The sequence below is a fragment of the Loktanella sp. R86503 genome, from assembly GCF_042466455.1.
GTDB lineage: Bacteria > Pseudomonadota > Alphaproteobacteria > Rhodobacterales > Rhodobacteraceae > Loktanella.
The window spans coordinates 2,454,594-2,472,954 of record NZ_JAXHCI010000002.1; the positions used below are offsets into that span (position 1 = coordinate 2,454,594).

16 protein-coding genes and 1 pseudogene are annotated in these 18,361 nt (G+C 61.2%); 5 read left to right on the top strand and 12 right to left on the bottom strand.

The features are described from left to right. From betA to betI, 3 genes are all read right to left on the bottom strand, one after another. The gene (betA, locus tag SJY10_RS13025; protein ID WP_386683284.1) at positions 1-1,659 is read right to left on the bottom strand and encodes a choline dehydrogenase; all 1,659 of its coding nucleotides are present in this window, start codon (positions 1,657-1,659) and stop codon (positions 1-3) included. Positions 1,660-1,732: 73 nt separating this feature from the next. Next, positions 1,733-3,193, bottom strand: coding sequence for a betaine-aldehyde dehydrogenase (gene betB / locus SJY10_RS13030; RefSeq protein ID WP_386683287.1), 1,461 nt, complete (start codon positions 3,191-3,193; stop codon positions 1,733-1,735). A 63-nt stretch (positions 3,194-3,256) separates the two neighbouring features. Further along, positions 3,257-3,814, bottom strand: a complete 558-nt coding sequence (gene betI, locus SJY10_RS13035; RefSeq protein ID WP_386683290.1) for a choline-responsive transcriptional repressor BetI — start codon at positions 3,812-3,814, stop codon at positions 3,257-3,259. A gap of 96 nt (positions 3,815-3,910) precedes the next feature. Between betI and choX the strand changes: the two genes are divergently transcribed. The 3 genes from choX (at position 3,911) to choV (ending at position 6,752) form a co-directional block, all read left to right on the top strand. Further along, the gene (gene choX, locus SJY10_RS13040) at positions 3,911-4,840 is read left to right on the top strand and encodes a choline ABC transporter substrate-binding protein (RefSeq protein ID WP_386683293.1); all 930 of its coding nucleotides are present in this window, start codon (positions 3,911-3,913) and stop codon (positions 4,838-4,840) included. Between the two features lie 68 nt (positions 4,841-4,908). Further along, a complete protein-coding gene (gene choW / locus SJY10_RS13045; protein ID WP_386683296.1) occupies positions 4,909-5,742 on the top strand; it encodes a choline ABC transporter permease subunit in 834 nt (277 codons plus the stop codon). Next, complete coding sequence (gene choV / locus SJY10_RS13050; protein WP_386683299.1) at positions 5,739-6,752, top strand: choline ABC transporter ATP-binding protein; 1,014 nt, start codon at positions 5,739-5,741, stop codon at positions 6,750-6,752. The genes choW and choV overlap by 4 nt, the downstream gene beginning before the upstream one ends. 55 nt (positions 6,753-6,807) lie before the next feature. Here the strand turns inward: choV and SJY10_RS13055 are convergent, their stop codons facing one another. From SJY10_RS13055 to mgtE, 5 genes are all read right to left on the bottom strand, one after another. Beyond that, complete coding sequence (locus SJY10_RS13055) at positions 6,808-7,557, bottom strand: YebC/PmpR family DNA-binding transcriptional regulator (RefSeq protein ID WP_386683302.1); 750 nt, start codon at positions 7,555-7,557, stop codon at positions 6,808-6,810. 78 nt (positions 7,558-7,635) lie between these two features. Beyond that, complete coding sequence (locus tag SJY10_RS13060) at positions 7,636-9,414, bottom strand: SLC13 family permease (protein WP_386683304.1); 1,779 nt, start codon at positions 9,412-9,414, stop codon at positions 7,636-7,638. Positions 9,415-9,538: 124 nt separating this feature from the next. Next, positions 9,539-10,357 (bottom strand): TIGR00282 family metallophosphoesterase, encoded by an 819-nt coding sequence (locus SJY10_RS13065; protein ID WP_386683306.1) that lies wholly within the window; start codon positions 10,355-10,357, stop codon positions 9,539-9,541. A 77-nt stretch (positions 10,358-10,434) separates the two neighbouring features. Further along, on the bottom strand, positions 10,435-10,992 hold the full coding sequence (locus SJY10_RS13070; RefSeq protein ID WP_386683308.1) for a 5-formyltetrahydrofolate cyclo-ligase: 558 nt from the start codon (positions 10,990-10,992) through the stop codon (positions 10,435-10,437). After that, positions 10,980-12,368: a magnesium transporter gene (mgtE, locus tag SJY10_RS13075; protein WP_386683310.1), complete on the bottom strand. Its 1,389-nt coding sequence runs from the start codon at positions 12,366-12,368 to the stop codon at positions 10,980-10,982. Before mgtE ends, SJY10_RS13070 begins: the two co-directional genes overlap by 13 nt. Before the next feature lie 106 nt (positions 12,369-12,474). Here mgtE and guaD point away from each other — a divergent pair, with 106 nt between their 5' ends. Continuing rightward, positions 12,475-13,764 (top strand): guanine deaminase, encoded by a 1,290-nt coding sequence (gene guaD / locus SJY10_RS13080; RefSeq protein WP_386683312.1) that lies wholly within the window; start codon positions 12,475-12,477, stop codon positions 13,762-13,764. Here guaD and SJY10_RS13085 read toward each other — a convergent pair. The 4 genes and pseudogenes from SJY10_RS13085 to SJY10_RS13100 form a co-directional block, all read right to left on the bottom strand. Then, the gene (locus SJY10_RS13085) at positions 13,761-14,303 is read right to left on the bottom strand and encodes a CAP domain-containing protein (RefSeq protein ID WP_386683314.1); all 543 of its coding nucleotides are present in this window, start codon (positions 14,301-14,303) and stop codon (positions 13,761-13,763) included. The genes guaD and SJY10_RS13085 overlap by 4 nt on opposite strands. 59 nt (positions 14,304-14,362) lie before the next feature. Then, the gene (locus tag SJY10_RS13090; protein WP_386683316.1) at positions 14,363-15,697 is read right to left on the bottom strand and encodes an 8-oxoguanine deaminase; all 1,335 of its coding nucleotides are present in this window, start codon (positions 15,695-15,697) and stop codon (positions 14,363-14,365) included. After that, a pseudogene (locus SJY10_RS13095) lies at positions 15,690-16,494 on the bottom strand (inositol monophosphatase family protein). Before SJY10_RS13095 ends, SJY10_RS13090 begins: the two are co-directional and overlap by 8 nt. A 118-nt stretch (positions 16,495-16,612) precedes the next feature. Next, positions 16,613-16,987 carry a helix-turn-helix domain-containing protein gene (locus SJY10_RS13100; protein WP_386683318.1) on the bottom strand — a complete coding sequence of 125 codons (375 nt, stop codon included), beginning with the start codon at positions 16,985-16,987 and terminating at the stop codon, positions 16,613-16,615. Positions 16,988-17,266: 279 nt separating this feature from the next. On the opposite strand from SJY10_RS13100, the gene SJY10_RS13105 reads away from it, so the two are divergent. Beyond that, positions 17,267-18,238: an NADPH:quinone oxidoreductase family protein gene (locus tag SJY10_RS13105; RefSeq protein ID WP_386683319.1), complete on the top strand. Its 972-nt coding sequence runs from the start codon at positions 17,267-17,269 to the stop codon at positions 18,236-18,238. The last annotated feature ends 123 nt before the right edge of the window (positions 18,239-18,361 follow it).

The following is an 18,361-nucleotide window of genomic DNA, read 5'->3' on the forward strand; positions in this document are numbered from 1 at the left end:
TCAGCGCTGCTGTGCCTGCCAGTCCGGGTGGATCCAAGGCACCTCGTTCGCGCGGGCCAAGGGGTCCAGACCAAGGATATGGTCCGACGCCTTCTCTCCCACCATGATCGAGGGTGCGTTCAGGTTTCCATTGGTGATTCGTGGAAAGATCGAACTGTCGGCAACGCGCAGCCCCCGCACGCCGATGACCCGACATTCGGGGTCCACAACTGCCAAAGGATCATCCGCCGCCCCCATCCGGCAAGTGCCGCAGGGGTGATAGGCGCTTTCAGCATGTTCGCGGATGAATTCATCAAGGGCCTCGTCCGAGTCCACCGCCGCGCCGGGCTGGATTTCATGCCCCCTGAATGGCGCAAAGGCCTCTTGACCGAAAATCTCTCGGGTCAGGCGGATACAGGTGCGGAAATCCTCCCAATCCTGCGGATCGGACATATAGTTGAACCGGATTTCCGGCGCGATATCCGGATCCCCGCTTTTCAATGTCACTGCCCCCCGCGACGCGGACCGCATTGGCCCGACGTGCGCTTGAAAGCCATGCCCTTCTGCCGCGACCTTGCCGTCATAGCGGATCGCGATAGGCAGAAAATGGAACTGGATGTCAGGATATTCAACACCCGCTTTGGACCGCACGAATGCCGCGCTTTCAAAGTGGTTCGACGTGCCAAGCCCCCGCTTGCCAAACAGCCACTGCGCACCGATCAGTGCCTTCCAGAACAATTTCCAATAGGTGTACAGCGTCACCGGCTTGGTGGCTGCTTGCTGGATATAAAGCTCCAGATGATCCTGCAGGTTCTGCCCCACACCGGGGCGGTCAGCCACGACAGGAATGCCATGCTGTGCCAGATGGGCCGCATCGCCAATGCCGGACAACATTAGCAGCTTGGGCGAGTTGATGGCAGAAGCCGCGATGATCACCTCTTTGCTGGCCGTAATCACCTCTGTCACGCCGCGACGGCTGACTTCGACTCCGGTGGCACGGCCATCCTCGATAATCACGCGGCGGGCAAAGGCGCGGGTGACGCGGCAGTTACCCGTTTTCTGCGCAGGCCGCAGATAGGCGTTGGCGGCGGACCAGCGGCGCCCCAGATAGATGGTTGCATCGAAGGGGCCAAAGCCTTCTTGCTGCGCACCGTTGTAGTCGTCCGTAGCCTGATAGCCGGCTTGCTTGCCTGCCTCGACAAAGGCCTTGACCAGCGGATTGCGGCGCGGGCCGCGGGTGACATGCAGCGGGCCATCTTTGCCACGCCATGCCGGATCGCCGCCGTGCAGACCGGCGTGCCAGTGTTCCATCCGCTTGTAGTATGGCAGCACATCAGCATAGGACCAGCCCTGCGCACCCATCTCGGCCCAGTGGTCAAAGTCCTTGGCGTGGCCGCGCACATAGACCATGCCGTTGATCGAGGACGACCCGCCGATCACCTTGCCGCGCGGCGTCGCAAGCTTCCGGTTGCCCAGATGCGGTTCCGGCTCTGTCTGAAACCCCCAGTCGTAGGTTTTCATATTCATCGGATAGGACAGCGCGGCAGGCATCTGGATAAAGGGGCCAGCATCGGTGCCGCCGTGTTCGATCACCAGCACATCCTTGCCCGCCTTTGCAAGGCGGTAGGCGATCGCGCAGCCGGCGCTGCCCGCGCCAATGATGACATATTCAGCGTTCATTCGATGACCTCTCGCAACTGCAACTGTCCGAATTTTCGCGAAAATTCGGCGCGGGACACGGCAAGGCGGCGCATCAGAACGGGGCCTCGACCGGGTTCATCGCGACATAGATACCTTTGGTCTGGGTGTAGTTCATCACGGCTTCTTTCGAATTTTCGCGCCCCACGCCCGACAGCTTTGAGCCGCCAAAGGGCGCTTCGACCGGGGCAAGGTTATGGGTGTTGATATAGCAGGTCCCGGCCTCGAACCCGGCGGCCATGCGGTGCGCGCGGGTCAGATCGGCGGTAAAGACGCTGGCGGCCAGGCCGTAGGGCGTGGCGTTGGCGCGGCGCAGAACTTCTTCTTCGGTATCGAAGGTCAGGACCGACATCACGGGGCCAAAGATCTCGTCCGTGGCGATGGTCATCTCGTCCGTGACATCGGCAAAGACGGTGGGGTCCAGAAAAAACCCACCCCGGTCAGGGCGCGTGCCGCCACACACCAGCCGCGCACCTTCAGCGACGCCTTTGGCGATGAAACCTTCGACGATCTCGCGCTGACGGGCGCTGACCATGGGGCCAAAGTTGGTGGTTATGTCCTGCGGATCGCCCATGACAACAGCGCCGAGGCGTTCGGTCAGACGCGCAAGGAAGGCATCAACCATGCCGCGCTGCACGAAGACGCGGGTGCCGTTGGAACAGACCTGCCCGGTGGAATAGAAGTTCCCTAGGATCGCGCCAGACACGGCGTCATCCAGATTGGCGTCGTCAAACACGACCTGCGGCGACTTGCCCCCCAGTTCCATTGTGACATGCCGCAGGCCGGCAGCGGCGGCGGCATAAACCTTTTGCCCCGTGGCGACAGAGCCGGTCAGCGACACCTTGGCCACACGGGGGTCGGTGATCAGCGCAGAGCCGACAGCCCCCATACCCTGCACCACGTTGTAAACGCCCGCTGGCGCGCCGGCCTCGTGCAGGATTTCTGCAACCTTCAGCGCGCAAAGCGGCGTGGTTTCCGAAGGCTTAAAGATCATTGTATTGCCGCAGGCCAGCGCGGGGGCCCCTTTCCAGCTGGCGATTTGGGTGGGGTAATTCCATGCGCCGATGCCGACGCAGACGCCCAGCGGCTCGCGCCGGGTATAGACGAAATCGCCACCCGCAAGCGGGATATGCTCTCCTGTGATCGTGGCCGCCATGCCGCCGAAGTATTCAAAGGCATCCGCGCCCGATGTCGCATCGGCCACGGTGGTTTCCTGCAGCGGTTTGCCGGTGTCGAAGGTTTCGAGGACGGACAGATCGTGATTGCGTTCGCGCATGATATCGGCGGCGCGGCGCAGGATGCGGCCCCGCTCTGTTCCGGTCATCGCAGCCCAAGCGGCCTTTGCCTGCGTTGCGGCCTGCAAGGCGCGTTCAATGATGGCGGGGGTCGCGGCGTGGACGCGGGCGATAACCTCGCCCGTGTAAGGGTATATGACCTCAATCACCTCGCCTGCGGTATCTTCGACGTATTTACCACCGATAAAGTGGCTGGCGTTGGGCTGTGTAGGGTAAGACATGGATGCCTCCGGCGGGAGTTTAAGGGGCCAGATGAATGGGATCATCGGCGCGTGAAAGGGCGGTCAACGTGCGGTTCTGAGCGTGGTCAGCAGGTTCAGCACCTGCGCGGCGGCGTCTGTATCGGGCGCGGCCAGGGCGCGGCGGATGTAAATGCCATCAATGAGGGCCGCCAGAATATCCGCCACCTCGGCGGGGTCAGTGACCTGTCCGCGCAGGGCATGGGTCAGGTTGGAACGCAGGCGGCGCTGATACAGCGACAGCAAACGGCGCGCGGCGGGATTGGTCTGCGCCTGGACATAAAAGGCCATCCAGGCAGCCACGGTACCCGGATCAAAATGGGATTTGGCAAAGCTGGCGCGGATGATCGCTTCTGCCCTGTCAGGCGTGGATTTGTAGCCGCGCAGCACCTCTTGACGAAACTCGCGCAGCAGGTGTTGCATGGCAGCAAGGAAAATCTGGTCTTTGCCACCAAAGTAATGGTGTGCCAGTGCCGATGACATGCCGGCACGCTTTGCAATTTGGCTGACGCTGACATTCAGCGAGCCATGGATGCCGACCTCTGTGATTGTTGCTTTGATCAAAGCGTCGCGGCGTATAGGTTCCATCCCAATCTTGGGCATTGCAGTATTCCTTGTTGCAATATCTGTCTAAACCGTTTTTGATTGACTCATCAATCAATAAAAACCGCAACTGGTAAAACCGACTGGGAGATTACGATGACTTTCAAGACCACCCTATCCGTTCTGGCGCTGATCGCCGCGACACCTGCGCTGGCACAGGACGACTGCAGCAGCGTTACCTTTGCTGATGTGGGTTGGACCGACATCACTGCGACCACGGCGGCCACTTCGGTCGTGCTGGATGCGCTTGGGTATGACACCGAAACCAAGCTGCTGAGTGTGCCTGTTACCTATATTTCACTGGCAGCCGGCGACATCGATGTGTTCCTTGGCAACTGGATGCCTACGATGGAGGCTGACATTGCCCCCTACCGCGAGGACGGCACGGTCGACACCGTTCGCGCCAACCTTGAGGGTGCCAAATACACGCTGGCGGTGAACAAGGCCGCCGCTGACATGGGCATTAAGACATTTGCCGATATTGCCGCCAACCGTGACGCGCTGGACGGCGAAATCTATGGCATTGAGCCGGGCAATGACGGCAACCGCCTGATCCTGGACATGATCGCGGCAAATGCCTTTGACCTCGAAGGCTTTGAGGTTGTCGAATTGTCCGAACAGGGCATGCTGGCGCAGGTCGAACGGGCCGATAGCCGCGAGACTCCGATCGTGTTCCTGGGCTGGGAGCCGCATCCGATGAATGCCAAGTTCGATATGACCTATCTGGAAGGTGGCGATGACTGGTTCGGCCCCGATCTGGGCGGCGCGACGGTCTACACCAACACCTCTGCCGGTTATGTCGCAGCCTGCCCGAATGTAGGCAAGCTGCTAGAAAATCTGTCTTTTACGCTTCCGATGGAAAATGAGATCATGGGCGCGATCCTGAATGACAACGCCGATCCGGCAGATGCAGCCACGGCGTGGCTGTCTGCGAACCCGGACGCATGGACCGGCTGGTTGGACGGCGTCACCACGCTGGACGGCGGCGATGCTGTTGCAGCTGTAACGGCCAAACTGGAAGGCTAAGCCCCGCGGCTTAGTCATATATCGGCGCGGGCCACGGCGGCCCGCGCCACCCTGACCGAAGGCACCTGATGAACTGGCTGACTGATACAAAAATTCCTGTGGGCCTTTGGGCACGCGATATCTTTGACTGGATCAACCGCGCCTTTGGCGGCGTAATCGATACCTTTGCCGATGCCTTGAAGGACGGCTTTGACGGTATCGTCGACGGCTTGCTGGCTGTGCCGCCGCTTGTGATGGTCGCCATCTTTGTCGCGATTGCCTGGGGTATCCAGCGCCGCTGGCAGACGCCGCTGCTGGTGCTGTTGGGCTTTTTGTTCATTCTGAACCAAGGCTACTGGGAAGAGACAATCCAGTCCCTGACCCTTGTCATCATGGCCTGCACCGCTTGCATGGGAATTGGTGTGCCGATCGGGATCGCGGGGGCGCATAACCCGCGTTTTTACCGCGCCATCGTGCCGGTGCTGGACCTGATGCAGACCCTGCCGACCTTTGTTTACCTGATCCCGACTGTTGTGCTGTTCGGCATCGGCATCGTGCCGGGATTGATTGCCACCGTCATCTTTGTGCTGCCTGCGCCGATCCGCCTGACCTATCTTGGCATTTCGTCCACCCCCACCGCGTTGGTCGAAGCTGCGCAGGCCTTTGGCGCGACGAAACGGCAATTGCTGTGGAAGGTCGAACTGCCGTCGGCCCTGCCGCAGATTATGGCGGGCCTGAATCAGGCCATCATGTTGTCGCTGTCGATGGTCGTGATTGCAGGATTAGTCGGCGCGAATGGCCTTGGCGTGCCGGTCGTACGAGCGTTGAATACGGTCAATACCGCCCTTGGTTTTGAATCCGGTTTCGTCATCGTCATCGTCGCCATCATGCTGGACCGGACATTGCGGGTGCGTAAGAAATGAGTGCTGTAGAATTCGACAACGTCTCTATCGTGTTTGGCGACACGCCAGAAGTTGCGCTGCCCCTGATGGATCAGGGCATGACCCGCCCCGAGATCCGCAAAGCCTGCGATCAGGTGCTGGGCGTTCACAACTGTTCGCTGACCGTCGAAGACGGAGAGATCCTTGTTCTGATGGGCCTGTCAGGGTCCGGCAAATCGACGCTGCTGCGGGCGGTCAACGGGTTGAACCCGGTTGTGCGCGGGGATGTGCGCGTCAAGACGCGGCACGGGATGCAGTCGGTCACCGGCGCCGATGCCAAGACCCTGCGCGATCTACGCCTGCATGACATCGCGATGGTGTTTCAGCAGTTCGGCCTGCTGCCGTGGCGCAGCGTGCGCGACAACGTTGGCCTGGGGCTGGAACTGGGCGGGCAGACTGCAGCGCAGCGCCGTGCACGGGTGGACGAGGAACTAAAGTTGGTCGGTCTGGCGGATCGCGGCGATGCGCTGGTCGAGGAACTGTCAGGGGGTATGCAGCAGCGTGTCGGACTTGCCCGCGCTTTTGCCACGGACGCTGCAATCTTGCTGATGGACGAACCGTTCAGTGCGCTTGACCCGCTGATCCGCACCCGTCTGCAGGACGAGCTGCTGGACCTGCAAAAGCAGCGTGGCCGCACGATAATCTTTGTCAGCCATGATCTGGACGAAGCGTTCAAGATCGGCAATCGCATCGCGATCATGGAGGGCGGGCGCATTGTGCAGGTCGGCACCCCGCGCGAGATTTTCACAAATCCTGCCAATGGCTATGTTGCTGAATTTGTCGCCCACATGAACCCGCTGGGGGTTCTGACTGCGCGCGATGTGATGATCGAAGGGGTGTCTGGCGGCGATCAGGTCGCGGCTGAAACACCGGTCAAAGACATTATCGACAAGGTGCAATCGGGCGCGGCGCTGGACGTTGTGGAAGCTGGTCAGCCGATCGGACAGATCACACCATCGTCCTTGCTTACAAGGCTGGCGCAGCGCGGCTGACAAAAGGCCCGGACCCTGGGGCGACCAAGGTCCGGACGATGTGTTCGTTTCGAAATTAGCTTCCTGCGTAGGCGGCCATGACTTCGTCGCTGGCTTCGACGTTCGTGGTCACGGACTGGACGTCGTCGTCATCTTCCAGCGTTTCGACCAGACGCATCAGCTTGGTCAGCCCTTCCAGATCCAGTTCGGTCTGCATGTTTGGCAGCCAGATCAGTTTGGTGCTTTCGGCTTCGCCCAGCGCTGCTTCAAGCGCGGTTGAAACCTCGTTCAGGTCTGTCGGTGCGCAGTAAACGACGTGGTTTTCCTCGTCCGATTGCACATCCTCTGCGCCCGCTTCGATCGCGGCCATCATTACGGTGTCTTCGTCGCCGACAGCGGCGGGATAGACGATCTGGCCCTTGCGGTCGAACATGAAACCAACGCTGCCCGTCTCGCCCAGATTGCCGCCGTTCTTGGTAAAGGTTGAACGAACAGAGGACGCGGTGCGATTGCGGTTGTCGGTCATCGCCTCGACGATGACAGCGACGCCGTTCGGGCCGTAGCCTTCGTAACGGATTTCGTCATAGCTTTCAGCGTCGCCGCCGACAGCCTTATTGATCGCGCGCTCGATCACTTCCTTTGGGACAGAGGACTGCTTGGCCTCTTTTACCGCAAGCCGCAGGCGCGGGTTCTTGTCGGGATCGGGGTCGCCCATCTTGGCTGCGACGGTGATTTCCTTGCTCATCTTGGAGAACAGCTTGGCGCGCAGTTTGTCCTGACGCCCCTTGCGGTGCTGGATGTTCGCCCATTTGGAATGCCCGGCCATGGCGTGAACCCTCTTTTGGTCTGTCGGTGATTGCGGCTCGCTATAGCGCAGAGGACCCTGCCCCCGCAAGCCTGCGCCTTACAACGGGTAAAGCCAGGGGATTGCAGCAGAGCAGATGACCGCCAGCGACAGGTTCAGCGGCACGCCAATCCGCAAAAAATCGCTGAATTTGTAGCCGCCCGGGCCATAGACCAGCGTATTGGTCTGGTAACCGATAGGCGTCGAAAAACTGGCAGAGGCGGCCATCATCACGGCGATGACCAAAGGGCGGGCATCGACACCCAGCGCAGCGGCCAGACCAATTGCGATGGGTGTCATGACAACAGCCACGGCGTTGTTAGACACCAGCTCTGTCAGGATCATCGACAAGGTATAGACCGCAAAAACGACAACGAACGGAGGCAGCACAGCCATATAGGGGGCCAGCGAGCCTGCAATCGCCTCGACCGCGCCAGAGGCTTCGAGGGCCGCGCCAACGGCGAGCATGGCAAAGATCAGTGCAAGCAGATGGCCGTCAATCGACTCGAACGCTTCGTCCGCGTCGATGCAACCGGTGACCAGCACAATGACCGCCCCCAGAAACGACAGCTGCAGGATCGGCGCGACGTTGAATGCAGCCAGCACGACAACGGCCAGCATGACACCGATCGCAATCGGCGCATGGCTACGGCGATAGGCCCGTGCCGATGGTTTGGAGACATCTGCAAGGTTCATATCCGCCGCAAGGCGCTGGATATCCTCTGGCGCGCCTTCCAGCAGCAGGGTGTCGCCAACCTTGACGACCAGTTCGTCCAGCTGGCGGCCGATGTTGCGGTCACGGCGATGGACGGCCAGCGTATAAACGCCGTAGCGGCGGCGCAGTCGCAGCGCCCCCAGGGTGCGGCCGACCATGCGGCATTCCGGCGAAATCAGCACCTCGACCGTGGATGTTTCCACCGCCGACACCTGATCGACGCGGCGCAGTTCCTTGGTCGCCTGCAGCGACAAAAGCTCTGTCATCGCGGTGCGCAGAACGATACGGTCGCCGACTTCCAGCTTTACGCTTTCCAGATCGCGGCGCAGCGATGCGTCGCCGCGGATCACGTCGATCAGGCGCACGCCTTCACGTTTGAACAGCTGAACACTAAGAACCTCTCGGCCGATCAGGTTGCTGTCGGGGGGAATCACGGCTTCGGTGAAAAAGCGCATCTTGGACCGGTCCGACAACATGGTTGCCATGCTGGTGCGGTCCGGCAGCAGGCGGTTTCCGAACAGGATCAGATACCCCATGGTCCAGACTGCAATGACGATGCCAATGGGCGTGACTTCGAAAATGCCGAAAGGTTCCATCCCGGACTGGCGCGCCACACCGTCAACCACAAGGTTCGTGGATGTGCCGATCAGCGTCAGCGTTCCGCCTACGATAGAGCCATAAGACAGCGGAATGAGCAGCTTGGACGCCGAAACCTTCAGCGTCCGTGCCATCTGAACAAAGACAGGCAGCATTACCACAACCACTGGCGTGTTGTTCACAAAGGCAGAGGCGGAGATGACAAAGCCCATCACGCCGCCGACGGCCTGCCGTGCGTTCCGCTTGGCCGCGCGTTCGGCCATCTGCGTGACGTAATCAAGCGCCCCGGTGCGCACCAGGGCTCCCATGATGATGAACATCATGGCAATGGTCCAGGGGGCCGCGTTCGACAGCACCTTGACCGCTTCATCATAGGGCAAAATTCCGGTGAACAGCAGAAAAGCTGCCCCGATCATGGCCACAACTTCGGTCGGGAAGTTTTCACGCATGAAAAGGGTGAACATCACGGCAAGGACTGCAAGGGTCGCAATGGCCTGATGCTGATCCAGAAAGGCGAGATTAATCATGTTGGGCTTTCGTCAGATTGATCCACGCATTGTCGCCTTTTGCCACGCCTTGCGCAATGTCCCATCAGCACGCGGAACAGCTTGTTGCGCAAGGTCAAAGTCCGCAAAGCGTTCGGTCAGCAGATTAAAGAGCGGGGCCCGATTGTGACAGTGCACCGCCCTGCCGGACCATCACACAGGTCTTGGCTTTTCCGGTGGCATCATCGGTTTCGACGTATAAGCCAGACAGCGTTGCCTCGCCTTCGGCGGGGGTAAATCGAGCCTTGGGCATACCGGTGATAAAACGGCGCAGCGGCTCTGTCTTTTCCATGCCGATGACAGAGTTGTAGTCCCCGCACATGCCCGCGTCGGATTGGAACGCCGTCCCGCCCGGAAGCACCATCGCGTCGGCTGTAGGCACGTGGGTATGGGTGCCGACCACAACGCTGGCGCGGCCATCGCAATAATGACCGACAGCCATTTTTTCAGAGGTCGCCTCGCAGTGGATATCAACCAGTGTGGCCTGCACCTGCCCGCCCATGGGATATTGCCTTAGCACCGCATCCAGCGCGGAAAACGGGTCGTCAAAGGGGCGCTTCATAAACACCTGACCCAGCGCCTGCACGACCAGCACCTTGCGCCCGCGCGCGTCGGAAAACACCCGCGCGCCCGCACCGGGGGATGCTTTGGAAAAATTCAGCGGACGGATGATGCGCGGCTCTTTGTCGATAAAGGACAGCATATCCTTTTGATCGAAGGCGTGATCGCCCAACGTGACGACGTCTGCGCCCGCATCAAGGATTGCTTTGGCATGATCGGGCGACAGGCCCGCGCCATTTGTCGCGTTTTCGCCGTTGACCACAACGAAATCGAGCTTCCATTCCTTGCGCAGTCGCGGCAGGTGATCGGTGATGGCACTACGGCCGGCGCGTCCCATGACGTCGCCCAAGAACATAATTTTCATGCCCCCCTGTTAGGGGCTGGGGCAAAAATCTTCTAGAAGATTTTTCGGCTTCCGATTTTTCGACGAAAAATCGACCCCTACGGCACGGTCAAGACGCCGCCTTCTGTCACGATCAGATCCAGAGGCTGATCTGTCGGCTCCAGCGGCAAATCCGCTGTGTGCTGTGCGGCGAAGGCAAAACCGATTGCCAGAACGGGACCCTGCGCCCGCAGTGCCTGCAAGGTGCGGTCGTAAAACCCGCCGCCATAGCCCAGCCGACCTCCGCGCAGATCAAAAGCGACAAGCGGCACGATCAGGATTTGCGGGATCATCCAACCGCCCGCCGCTGGTACCGGCGCACCAAAGGTGCCGGGCACCGTGGCGCAATCCGGCGTCCAGGTGCGAAACTGCAGCGGCTGGTCCTTGGCTATGATGACCGGCACGCCGACGGTGCCGTAAGCTGCGGCCTCTGCCATGGCTGGCAGCGGGTCGATTTCTGTGCGCATCGGCAAATAGCCGGCTAGCGGTACGCCCCGGTGACCGGCCAGCACCTCTGACAAATACCCCGCCTGCGCGCCGCCCTGCGCATGTGCGCCTGCGCGGCGGGCCAGCGCCGCCTGCCGCGCGGCGGCCTTGTCCTGCATTACAGCAGCCATACGGCCGCCAGCCCGAGGAAGGCGAAAAATCCGACGATATCCGTCACCGTCGTCACAAAGGCACCGGACGCCAGCGCTGGGTCGACGCCGATGCGTTCCAGAACTATCGGCACACCCGTGCCGGCAAGCCCTGCCACGACAAGGTTGATCACCATCGCGCAGCCGATCACGGCACCCAGCATGGGCGAACCGAACCAGACGATACCGACAACCCCCATGACCACAGCAAACAGAATGCCGTTGATCAGACCAACCAGCACCTCGCGCCGGATAACGCGCCAAACGTTCGCTCCGGTCAGATCGCGCGTTGCCAGTGCACGCACGGCAACGGTCAGCGATTGCGTGCCTGCGTTGCCACCCATTGATGCCACAATCGGCATCAGCACCGCCAGCGCGACCAGCGATTGCAGGGTGCCTTCGAACAGGGAAATGACCATGGACGCCAGAATCGCGGTGAACAGGTTGACCGCCAGCCAGGGCGCGCGCTGCTTTGTCGTTTCGATCACGCGGTCGGACAGGCTGCCTTCGCCCACACCGGCCAGACGCAAAAGGTCTTCCTCTGCCTCTTCTTCCAGAAATGCCATGGCGTCGTCGATGGTGATGACACCGACAATCCGGTCGTCGTCGTCCACCACGGGGGCGGTGATCATGTGATAGTGATTGATGGCCTGCGCGACCTCTTCCACGTCCTGTTCGACGTGAAAGGTGCGAAAGGTATCCTCCATAATGTCCTGAAGCCGCGTTGCACGCGGATTGCTCAGCACCCGGCCCAGCGTGACATAGCCTGTCGCCTTTAGCCGGGGATCAACTAGGATGATGTGATAGAACTGGTCGGGCAGCACCACATCGGATCGCAGAAAGTCGATGGCATCCCCGACGGTCCAGTGATCGGGCGCGCGCACCAGTTCCACCTGCATGTGGCGACCGGCGGATTCCTCTGGGTAGGACAGCGACTGCTCCACCGCGACACGGTCGCCCGGTTCGAGGGCGTCCAGCACCGCCTCTTGCTGTTCTTCGTCCAGATATTCGACAAGGTCCACGACATCGTCACTGTCCAGATCGCGCACGGCGTCGGCCAGTTCGGTCGGGGAAAACGCAGCGATAATCTCTTCCCGGATCCGCTCGTCCAATTCGGACAGGATGTCACCATCCATCCCGCCCTTCCACAGGGTCAGCAAGTCGCGGCGCTGGCGCGCGTCGATCAGTTCGATCAGGTGGGCGATGTCGGCGGGGTGCAGCGGGTCAAGCAGCGCGTCAATATCTTCGACATTGCGCGCCTCGATCGCCTCAAGGACATCGGCGACCACACGGTCGTTGATGCCAAAGACCTCTTCGTCATCGTCTTCAAGGTCCGGGAGCGTATCAGATTCGGTCATGGCAGTCCCCCTTGTTGGCCTGCCCCGCAACATAGACAAGCTTTGCCGCGCCACAACAGTGATACTGCCGATTGTAGCCCCCCGCGGCGCGCTTTAGGATAGCCGCATGACAAAACATCTTCTTTTAGGACAGACCCTCGAGTTTGACGGCGATGCCCTTGCGGACTGGCAAGGCGCAACGCGTTACGACAGCGCCGGCGGCGTTGTGATCGCGGCCGGCAAGATCGTGGCAACCGGCAGCGGGGCTGCGCTGCGTGCCGCACACCCCGATGCCGCCGTGACCGATTATGGCGATGCGCTAATCAGCGCAGGCTTTGTCGATGCCCATATGCATTACCCCCAGACACCGATTATCGCCAGCTGGGGCAAGCAGCTGATTGACTGGCTTAACACCTATACCTTTCCGCAGGAAATGCGGCTGGCGGATGCCGGTTACGCACGGCAGGTTGCAGATACGACGCTTGATCTGGCGCTGGCGCACGGGACGACGACCCAGGTCAGTTTCTGCACGATCCATCCCACCAGCGTCGACGCCTGGTTCGCGGCAGCCGAAGCCCGCGGCATGGCCGTTGTGGGCGGCAAGACCTGCATGGACCGCAACGCACCGGACGGGCTACGCGACACAGCGCAAAGCGCCTATGACGACAGCAAAACCCTGCTGGACCGCTGGCACGGCAAGGGCCGCGCGACCTATGCGATCACCCCGCGGTTTTCGCCGACCTCTACCCCCGATCAGCTGGCGGCGCTGGGCGCGCTTTGGGCTGAACGACCCGAAGTGCTGATGCAGACGCATCTGTCGGAACAACTGCCGGAAATCGCGTGGGTCCGCGATCTGTTCCCGCAATCGCGCGACTATCTGGACACCTACGAGGCATTTGGCCTGCTGGGTCCGAATGGCCTTTATGGTCATGCGATCCATCTGGAACCGCGCGAAATCGACCGCCTGGCCGAGGTTGATGCCGCCGTCGTGCATTGCCCGACATCGAATACCTTTATCGGTTCTGGCCTGTTCGACATGGCGGGGCTTGCCGCACGCGGGCTGCGCATCGGGCTTGCGACGGATACGGGCGGCGGGTCCAACTTTTCAATGCTGCGCACCATGGCGGCGGCCTATGAAATTGGGCAGCTGCGCGGCACCCCGCTGCATCCGGCGCAGCTGATGTGGCTGGCAACCGAAGGATCGGCACGCAGCTTGCATATGGGCGGACAGATCGGTCATCTGGGCGAAGGGTCGGCTGCCGATATCACCGTGCTGGACCTGTCATCGACCCCCGCCATTGCCCAACGCGCAAACCAGGCAACCGACATCTGGGAGGCATTTTTTCCCACCATCATGATGGGCGACGATCGCGCCGTGCGCGACGTCTGGGTCGGCGGCGCGCGTGTGTCCGCCTAAGCGGCGCAGGGCATCAAAAGCACGATCACCCAAACATCGGCCCCGCGCCCGGCCAGATCCGCCGCGTGGCCGAACCCGTAGTTCGCATAGCGCGCATCCAGCAGGATCTTGGATTGCTGCGGATTGGACAGCCATGCACCCAGCGCAGCTTCTGCGGTGGGAAAGCCTTGGGAAATGACCTCTCCGGCGGTGCAGCCCGACACACCTGCCGCCTTGACCCGCGCGTTTGCCCGTGCGCCGATATCCAAGCCCATCATCAGTTTGTCGCCTTGCGCCAGATCCGCGGCATATTGCGCGGCAACAGCATCAAGCTTGCTGTTGGATGCCAGCAGGGTGCGGCCGGCATCGCTGCGCGCCTTGTTCAGCGCGGCATCGACAGAGGCGGACTTGGGCGCGGTCTGCCCCAAGGCAAGCACCGGTTGATCCGTCACAGGCGCGCCAGAGGCGCTAAGCGGGACGACCATCGGGATTGGCACCGGCACACAGGCCATCAGGGCAAGCGCTGCAGCAGCAAAGAGGGCAGACAGACGGATCGACATGAAGCGGCACCAACGGCTGGAAAAGGTCGCCCTATAGGGACAGCCCCGCGCGGGCCGTGTCAATCCATCAGGGCGCGGGCCAGCAGGTTCTGGCGCAGGATCAGGGCGGCGGTGTCCACGGTCAGCATCCGGCCCTCGCCCACAATCTGCCGCCCTTCGACGAACAGATCGCGCACGCGCGTCGGCCCTGCCAGCACAAGCGCGGCGGCGTCCCAGCTTCCGGCGCTTTCGATACCGGACACATCCCAGACTACCAGATCGGCGCGTTTGCCAACCGCGATCTGGCCCAAATCGTCCCGTCCCAGCACGGCAGCCCCGCCGCGCGTGGCAAGGCGTAGGGCTTCGCGCGCGCTCATCTTGTCGGCACCGTTTTGTACGCGTTGTAGCAGCATTGCCTGACGCGCCTCGCCGATCAGGTTGCCGCTGTCGTTGCTGGCCGACCCATCGACGCCAAGGCCCACATTCACCCCCGCATCCCGCATCGCCCGCACGGGCGCGATGCCGGACCCAAGGCGGCAGTTCGAACAAGGGCAGTGCGCGACGCCAGTGCCCGATCTGGCAAAAAGGTCGATTTCGCCGGCGTCCAGCTTGACACAATGGGCATGCCAGACGTCGGGGCCGGTCCAACCAAGGTCTTCTGCATATTGGCCGGGGCGGCAGCCGAAGCGTTCCAGCGAATAGGCCACATCTTCGTCATTTTCCGCCAGATGCGTATGCAGCATCACGCCTTTATCGCGCGCCAGCAGGGCGGCATCGCGCATAAGGCAAGTGCTGACAGAAAACGGCGAACAGGGTGCCACGCCGACGCGCACCATCGCCCCCGGGCGCGGGTCGTGGAAGGCGTCGATGACGCGGATACAGTCCTTCAAAATCGCGTCTTCGCGTTCGACAAGCGTATCCGGCGGCAGGCCGCCGTCGCTTTCCCCGATGCTCATCGCGCCGCGCGTGGGGTGAAAGCGCAGGCCGACCTGTGCCGCCGCCGCAATCGTGTCGTCCAACCGCGCGCCATTGGGATAAAGGTACAGATGATCCGACGACAGGGTGCAGCCCGACAGCGCAAGTTCAACTAAGCCCGCTTGGGCCGATATGAACATCTCCTCTGGTCCGAATTTGGCCCAGATCGGATAGAGAGTCCGCAGCCAGCCGAACAACAAGGCATCCTGCCCCCCTGGCACGGCGCGGGTCAGGGTTTGATACAGGTGGTGGTGGGTATTGATCAGGCCCGGGGTGATGACGCATCCTGCGGCACTGTGCACCGCGCCTGTCGTCGTCAGCCCCTGCCCCACCGCAGCAATCACGCCGTCCCGGATCAGGACGTCGGCGTCTGCAAGCTCTGTACTGTCATCGTCCATCATGACGACGACAGTGGCCCCGCGCAGAAGGGTTTCAGACATCCATCGCGTCCTGCAGGATCTGTAGTGCGACAGTATGTATATCGCGGTTTGCCGCAGCGATGATCTGGCCCCCGTGATGGGCCGCGCCGCCTTGCCAGTTCGACACAATACCGCCGGCGGCCTGAATGACGCAGATCGGCGCGTGCACGTCATAGGGCTTTAACCCCGCCTCGATCACCAGATCGACCTGTCCTGCCGCAAGCAGCGCATAGCCGTAGCAGTCCATACCATAGCGGGTCAGTCGCGTCTGGCTGGCCACAGCATGAAAGGCCCGGCCTTCAGCCTTGGTGCCGACCTCTGGAAAGGTGGTGAGGATGATAGCATCCTTCAGCGGACGGCTGGGGCGCGTCGCCAGCATATACGTGCCATGCGGGCCGCTCACTTCGGACTGGCCAAAGCCGCCGACAAAGCGTTCCTGAATAAATGGCTGGTCGATCAGGCCAAACAGTGGCCCGGTTGCGTCAGCCACCGAAATCAAGACACCCCAAGTGGGTGTGCCGCAAAGATAACCGCGCGTGCCATCAATGGGGTCCAGCACCCAAGTCAGCCCGCTGGTGCCGCTTTGTACGCCCAGCTCTTCCCCCAGAATACCGTCGTTTTGGGCGTTCGCGCGCGATGACGGCGCGCATCGCGACCTCTGCCGCGCGGTCAGCCGCGGTGACGGGATCAAACCCCCCATCGGCCTTGTTGTCGGCCATCAATTCTGGCGAACGAAACAGCCGCAGCGTTTCGGGCCGGGCCGCGTCAGCGATCAGATGGGCGACACGGATCAGGTCGGCTTTCGTTGCGTCATCCAAGGTAAGACATTCCCGAAATTATGATTATCCAGACGACACAGGCTAACCGGGCGTCAACCCGATTAGCCTAACTGACGTGTAGCACTTTGAAAACGCCCAACCGGGCAACGGGCGGCAGTTATGCTGCCGCTTCGCTTAGCACGCGGGCCAGATCGAACAGGCGGCGGCGCTGGTTTTCTGGGATGGCATAATAGGACCGCAGCAGATCCAGCGCCTCTTTGTCGGTCATGATGTCACCCGGCAGATCGCCTGCCTTTGGCGCGGCCTGCGCATCACCGTCCAGACCATCAAAGAAAAACGACACCGGCACGCCCAGCACACGGGCGATATCCCACAACCGAGAGGCACTGACGCGGTTCATCCCCGTCTCGTATTTCTGAATCTGTTGAAACTTGATGCCCACGGCTTCGGCCAGTTGTTGCTGGGTCGTGCCATTCATCCACCGCCGGTGGCGAATACGTTTACCAACATGGACATCTACATCATGCTTCATCGTAATTGATCCTGTTCAAACGGACACTTGCCCGATTACTCATCGTAAAAAAACAGCCCGAAAATAGCTCTTGCCGTTGCTGTCTGACTGCCTAATTCACCGCAACACAAACACGCAACGGTTGCATGTGATGTGCTTACCTAAAGGACAGGCAGGCCGTCGTGAACCTAACCTAAAGGCTAGAATTGACCTTGCGTGACCCTATCCGATTGCGCCCTTGACTTTTTTCGCGCGACAGTTGCGCCATGTCAGCAAGCCACCCGAGGAAAGGTCCGTCCGATGCGCGCATTTCAAGTCACCAGCTTTGATGAACCGCCCCGCGTTACCGAAATACCGCAGCCTGAGCCGGCTTTGGGGGAAGTTCTGCTGCGGATTACGGCCTGCGGCGTCAACTTTGCCGATACGCTGATGGTCAAAGGCAAATATCAGGATACCCCGCCCTTGCCCTTCACCCTCGGGATGGAGGTGTGCGGCGTCGTGATCGCCCATGGACCCGGCAGCGACCAGCCCACCATCGGCACGCGTGTTGCGGTCTTTGGCGGTCAGGGTGGGATGGCCGAATATGGCACTTTCCCCGCCGATAAGTGCCGCGCCTTGCCTGATACGATGGGCGACACCGTGGCTGCCGGTTTTCAGGTTGCCTATGGCACGTCGCATCTGGCGCTGACCCGCCGCGCGCATCTGCGCAAGGGACAGAACCTGTTGGTTTTGGGTGCCGCAGGAGGTGTCGGTCTGACAGCGGTGGAAATCGGCAAGGCACTTGGGGCCACCGTAATCGCCGTGGCGCGGGGCGCGGACAAGCTGGCAGTCGCGCAGGCCGCAGGCGCGGATCACCTTATCGATACGGACGCGGGCGATCTGAAAACCGCACTTAAGGCGCTGGCCAAGCAGATTGGCGGCATGGATGTCGTCTATGATCCCGTGGGCGGTGATTTATTCAAGGCCGCCCTGTCATCCTGCAATCCAGAGGCCCGCGTGATCGTCATCGGCTTCGCCAGCGGCGACGTGCCACAAATTCCGGCGAACATTCTGCTGGTCAAGAATATTGATGTCATCGGCTTTTACTGGGGCAACTACCAAAAGTTCGCCCCTACCGCCATGAACGACAGCCTTGCAGAGCTGATGGAGATGTTCGCCCAAGGCCGCCTGAAGCCGCATATCAGCGACACCCTGCCCCTGGACCGCGCAGCAGAAGGGCTGGACCTGCTGTCGCGACGCAAATCGACAGGCAAGGTTGTGATAGCGCCCTGACCATCGAACGGCATTAAGTGCCTGTTAATCATAAGCGAAAACAATGTATGACGCAGGCCAGCGAACCCGGCGGCAACACACTGTGTCAACCTGCCGCGACACGGCATCAGGTCTTGAAACGTG

Coding starts and splice junctions, on each gene's coding strand:
- SJY10_RS13065 (WP_386683306.1), bottom strand. CDS start 10,357: ATGAAAATTATGTTCTTGGGCGACGTCATGGGACGCGCCGGCCGTAGT.
- guaD (WP_386683312.1), top strand. CDS start 12,475: ATGACAAAACATCTTCTTTTAGGACAGACCCTCGAGTTTGACGGCGAT.
- betI (WP_386683290.1), bottom strand. CDS start 3,814: ATGCCCAAGATTGGGATGGAACCTATACGCCGCGACGCTTTGATCAAA.
- SJY10_RS13100 (WP_386683318.1), bottom strand. CDS start 16,987: ATGAAGCATGATGTAGATGTCCATGTTGGTAAACGTATTCGCCACCGG.
- mgtE (WP_386683310.1), bottom strand. CDS start 12,368: ATGACCGAATCTGATACGCTCCCGGACCTTGAAGACGATGACGAAGAG.
- betB (WP_386683287.1), bottom strand. CDS start 3,193: ATGTCTTACCCTACACAGCCCAACGCCAGCCACTTTATCGGTGGTAAA.
- SJY10_RS13105 (WP_386683319.1), top strand. CDS start 17,267: ATGCGCGCATTTCAAGTCACCAGCTTTGATGAACCGCCCCGCGTTACC.
- choV (WP_386683299.1), top strand. CDS start 5,739: ATGAGTGCTGTAGAATTCGACAACGTCTCTATCGTGTTTGGCGACACG.
- SJY10_RS13070 (WP_386683308.1), bottom strand. CDS start 10,992: ATGGCTGCTGTAATGCAGGACAAGGCCGCCGCGCGGCAGGCGGCGCTG.
- choW (WP_386683296.1), top strand. CDS start 4,909: ATGAACTGGCTGACTGATACAAAAATTCCTGTGGGCCTTTGGGCACGC.
- choX (WP_386683293.1), top strand. CDS start 3,911: ATGACTTTCAAGACCACCCTATCCGTTCTGGCGCTGATCGCCGCGACA.
- SJY10_RS13085 (WP_386683314.1), bottom strand. CDS start 14,303: ATGTCGATCCGTCTGTCTGCCCTCTTTGCTGCTGCAGCGCTTGCCCTG.
- SJY10_RS13055 (WP_386683302.1), bottom strand. CDS start 7,557: ATGGCCGGGCATTCCAAATGGGCGAACATCCAGCACCGCAAGGGGCGT.
- betA (WP_386683284.1), bottom strand. CDS start 1,659: ATGAACGCTGAATATGTCATCATTGGCGCGGGCAGCGCCGGCTGCGCG.
- SJY10_RS13090 (WP_386683316.1), bottom strand. CDS start 15,697: ATGTCTGAAACCCTTCTGCGCGGGGCCACTGTCGTCGTCATGATGGAC.
- SJY10_RS13060 (WP_386683304.1), bottom strand. CDS start 9,414: ATGATTAATCTCGCCTTTCTGGATCAGCATCAGGCCATTGCGACCCTT.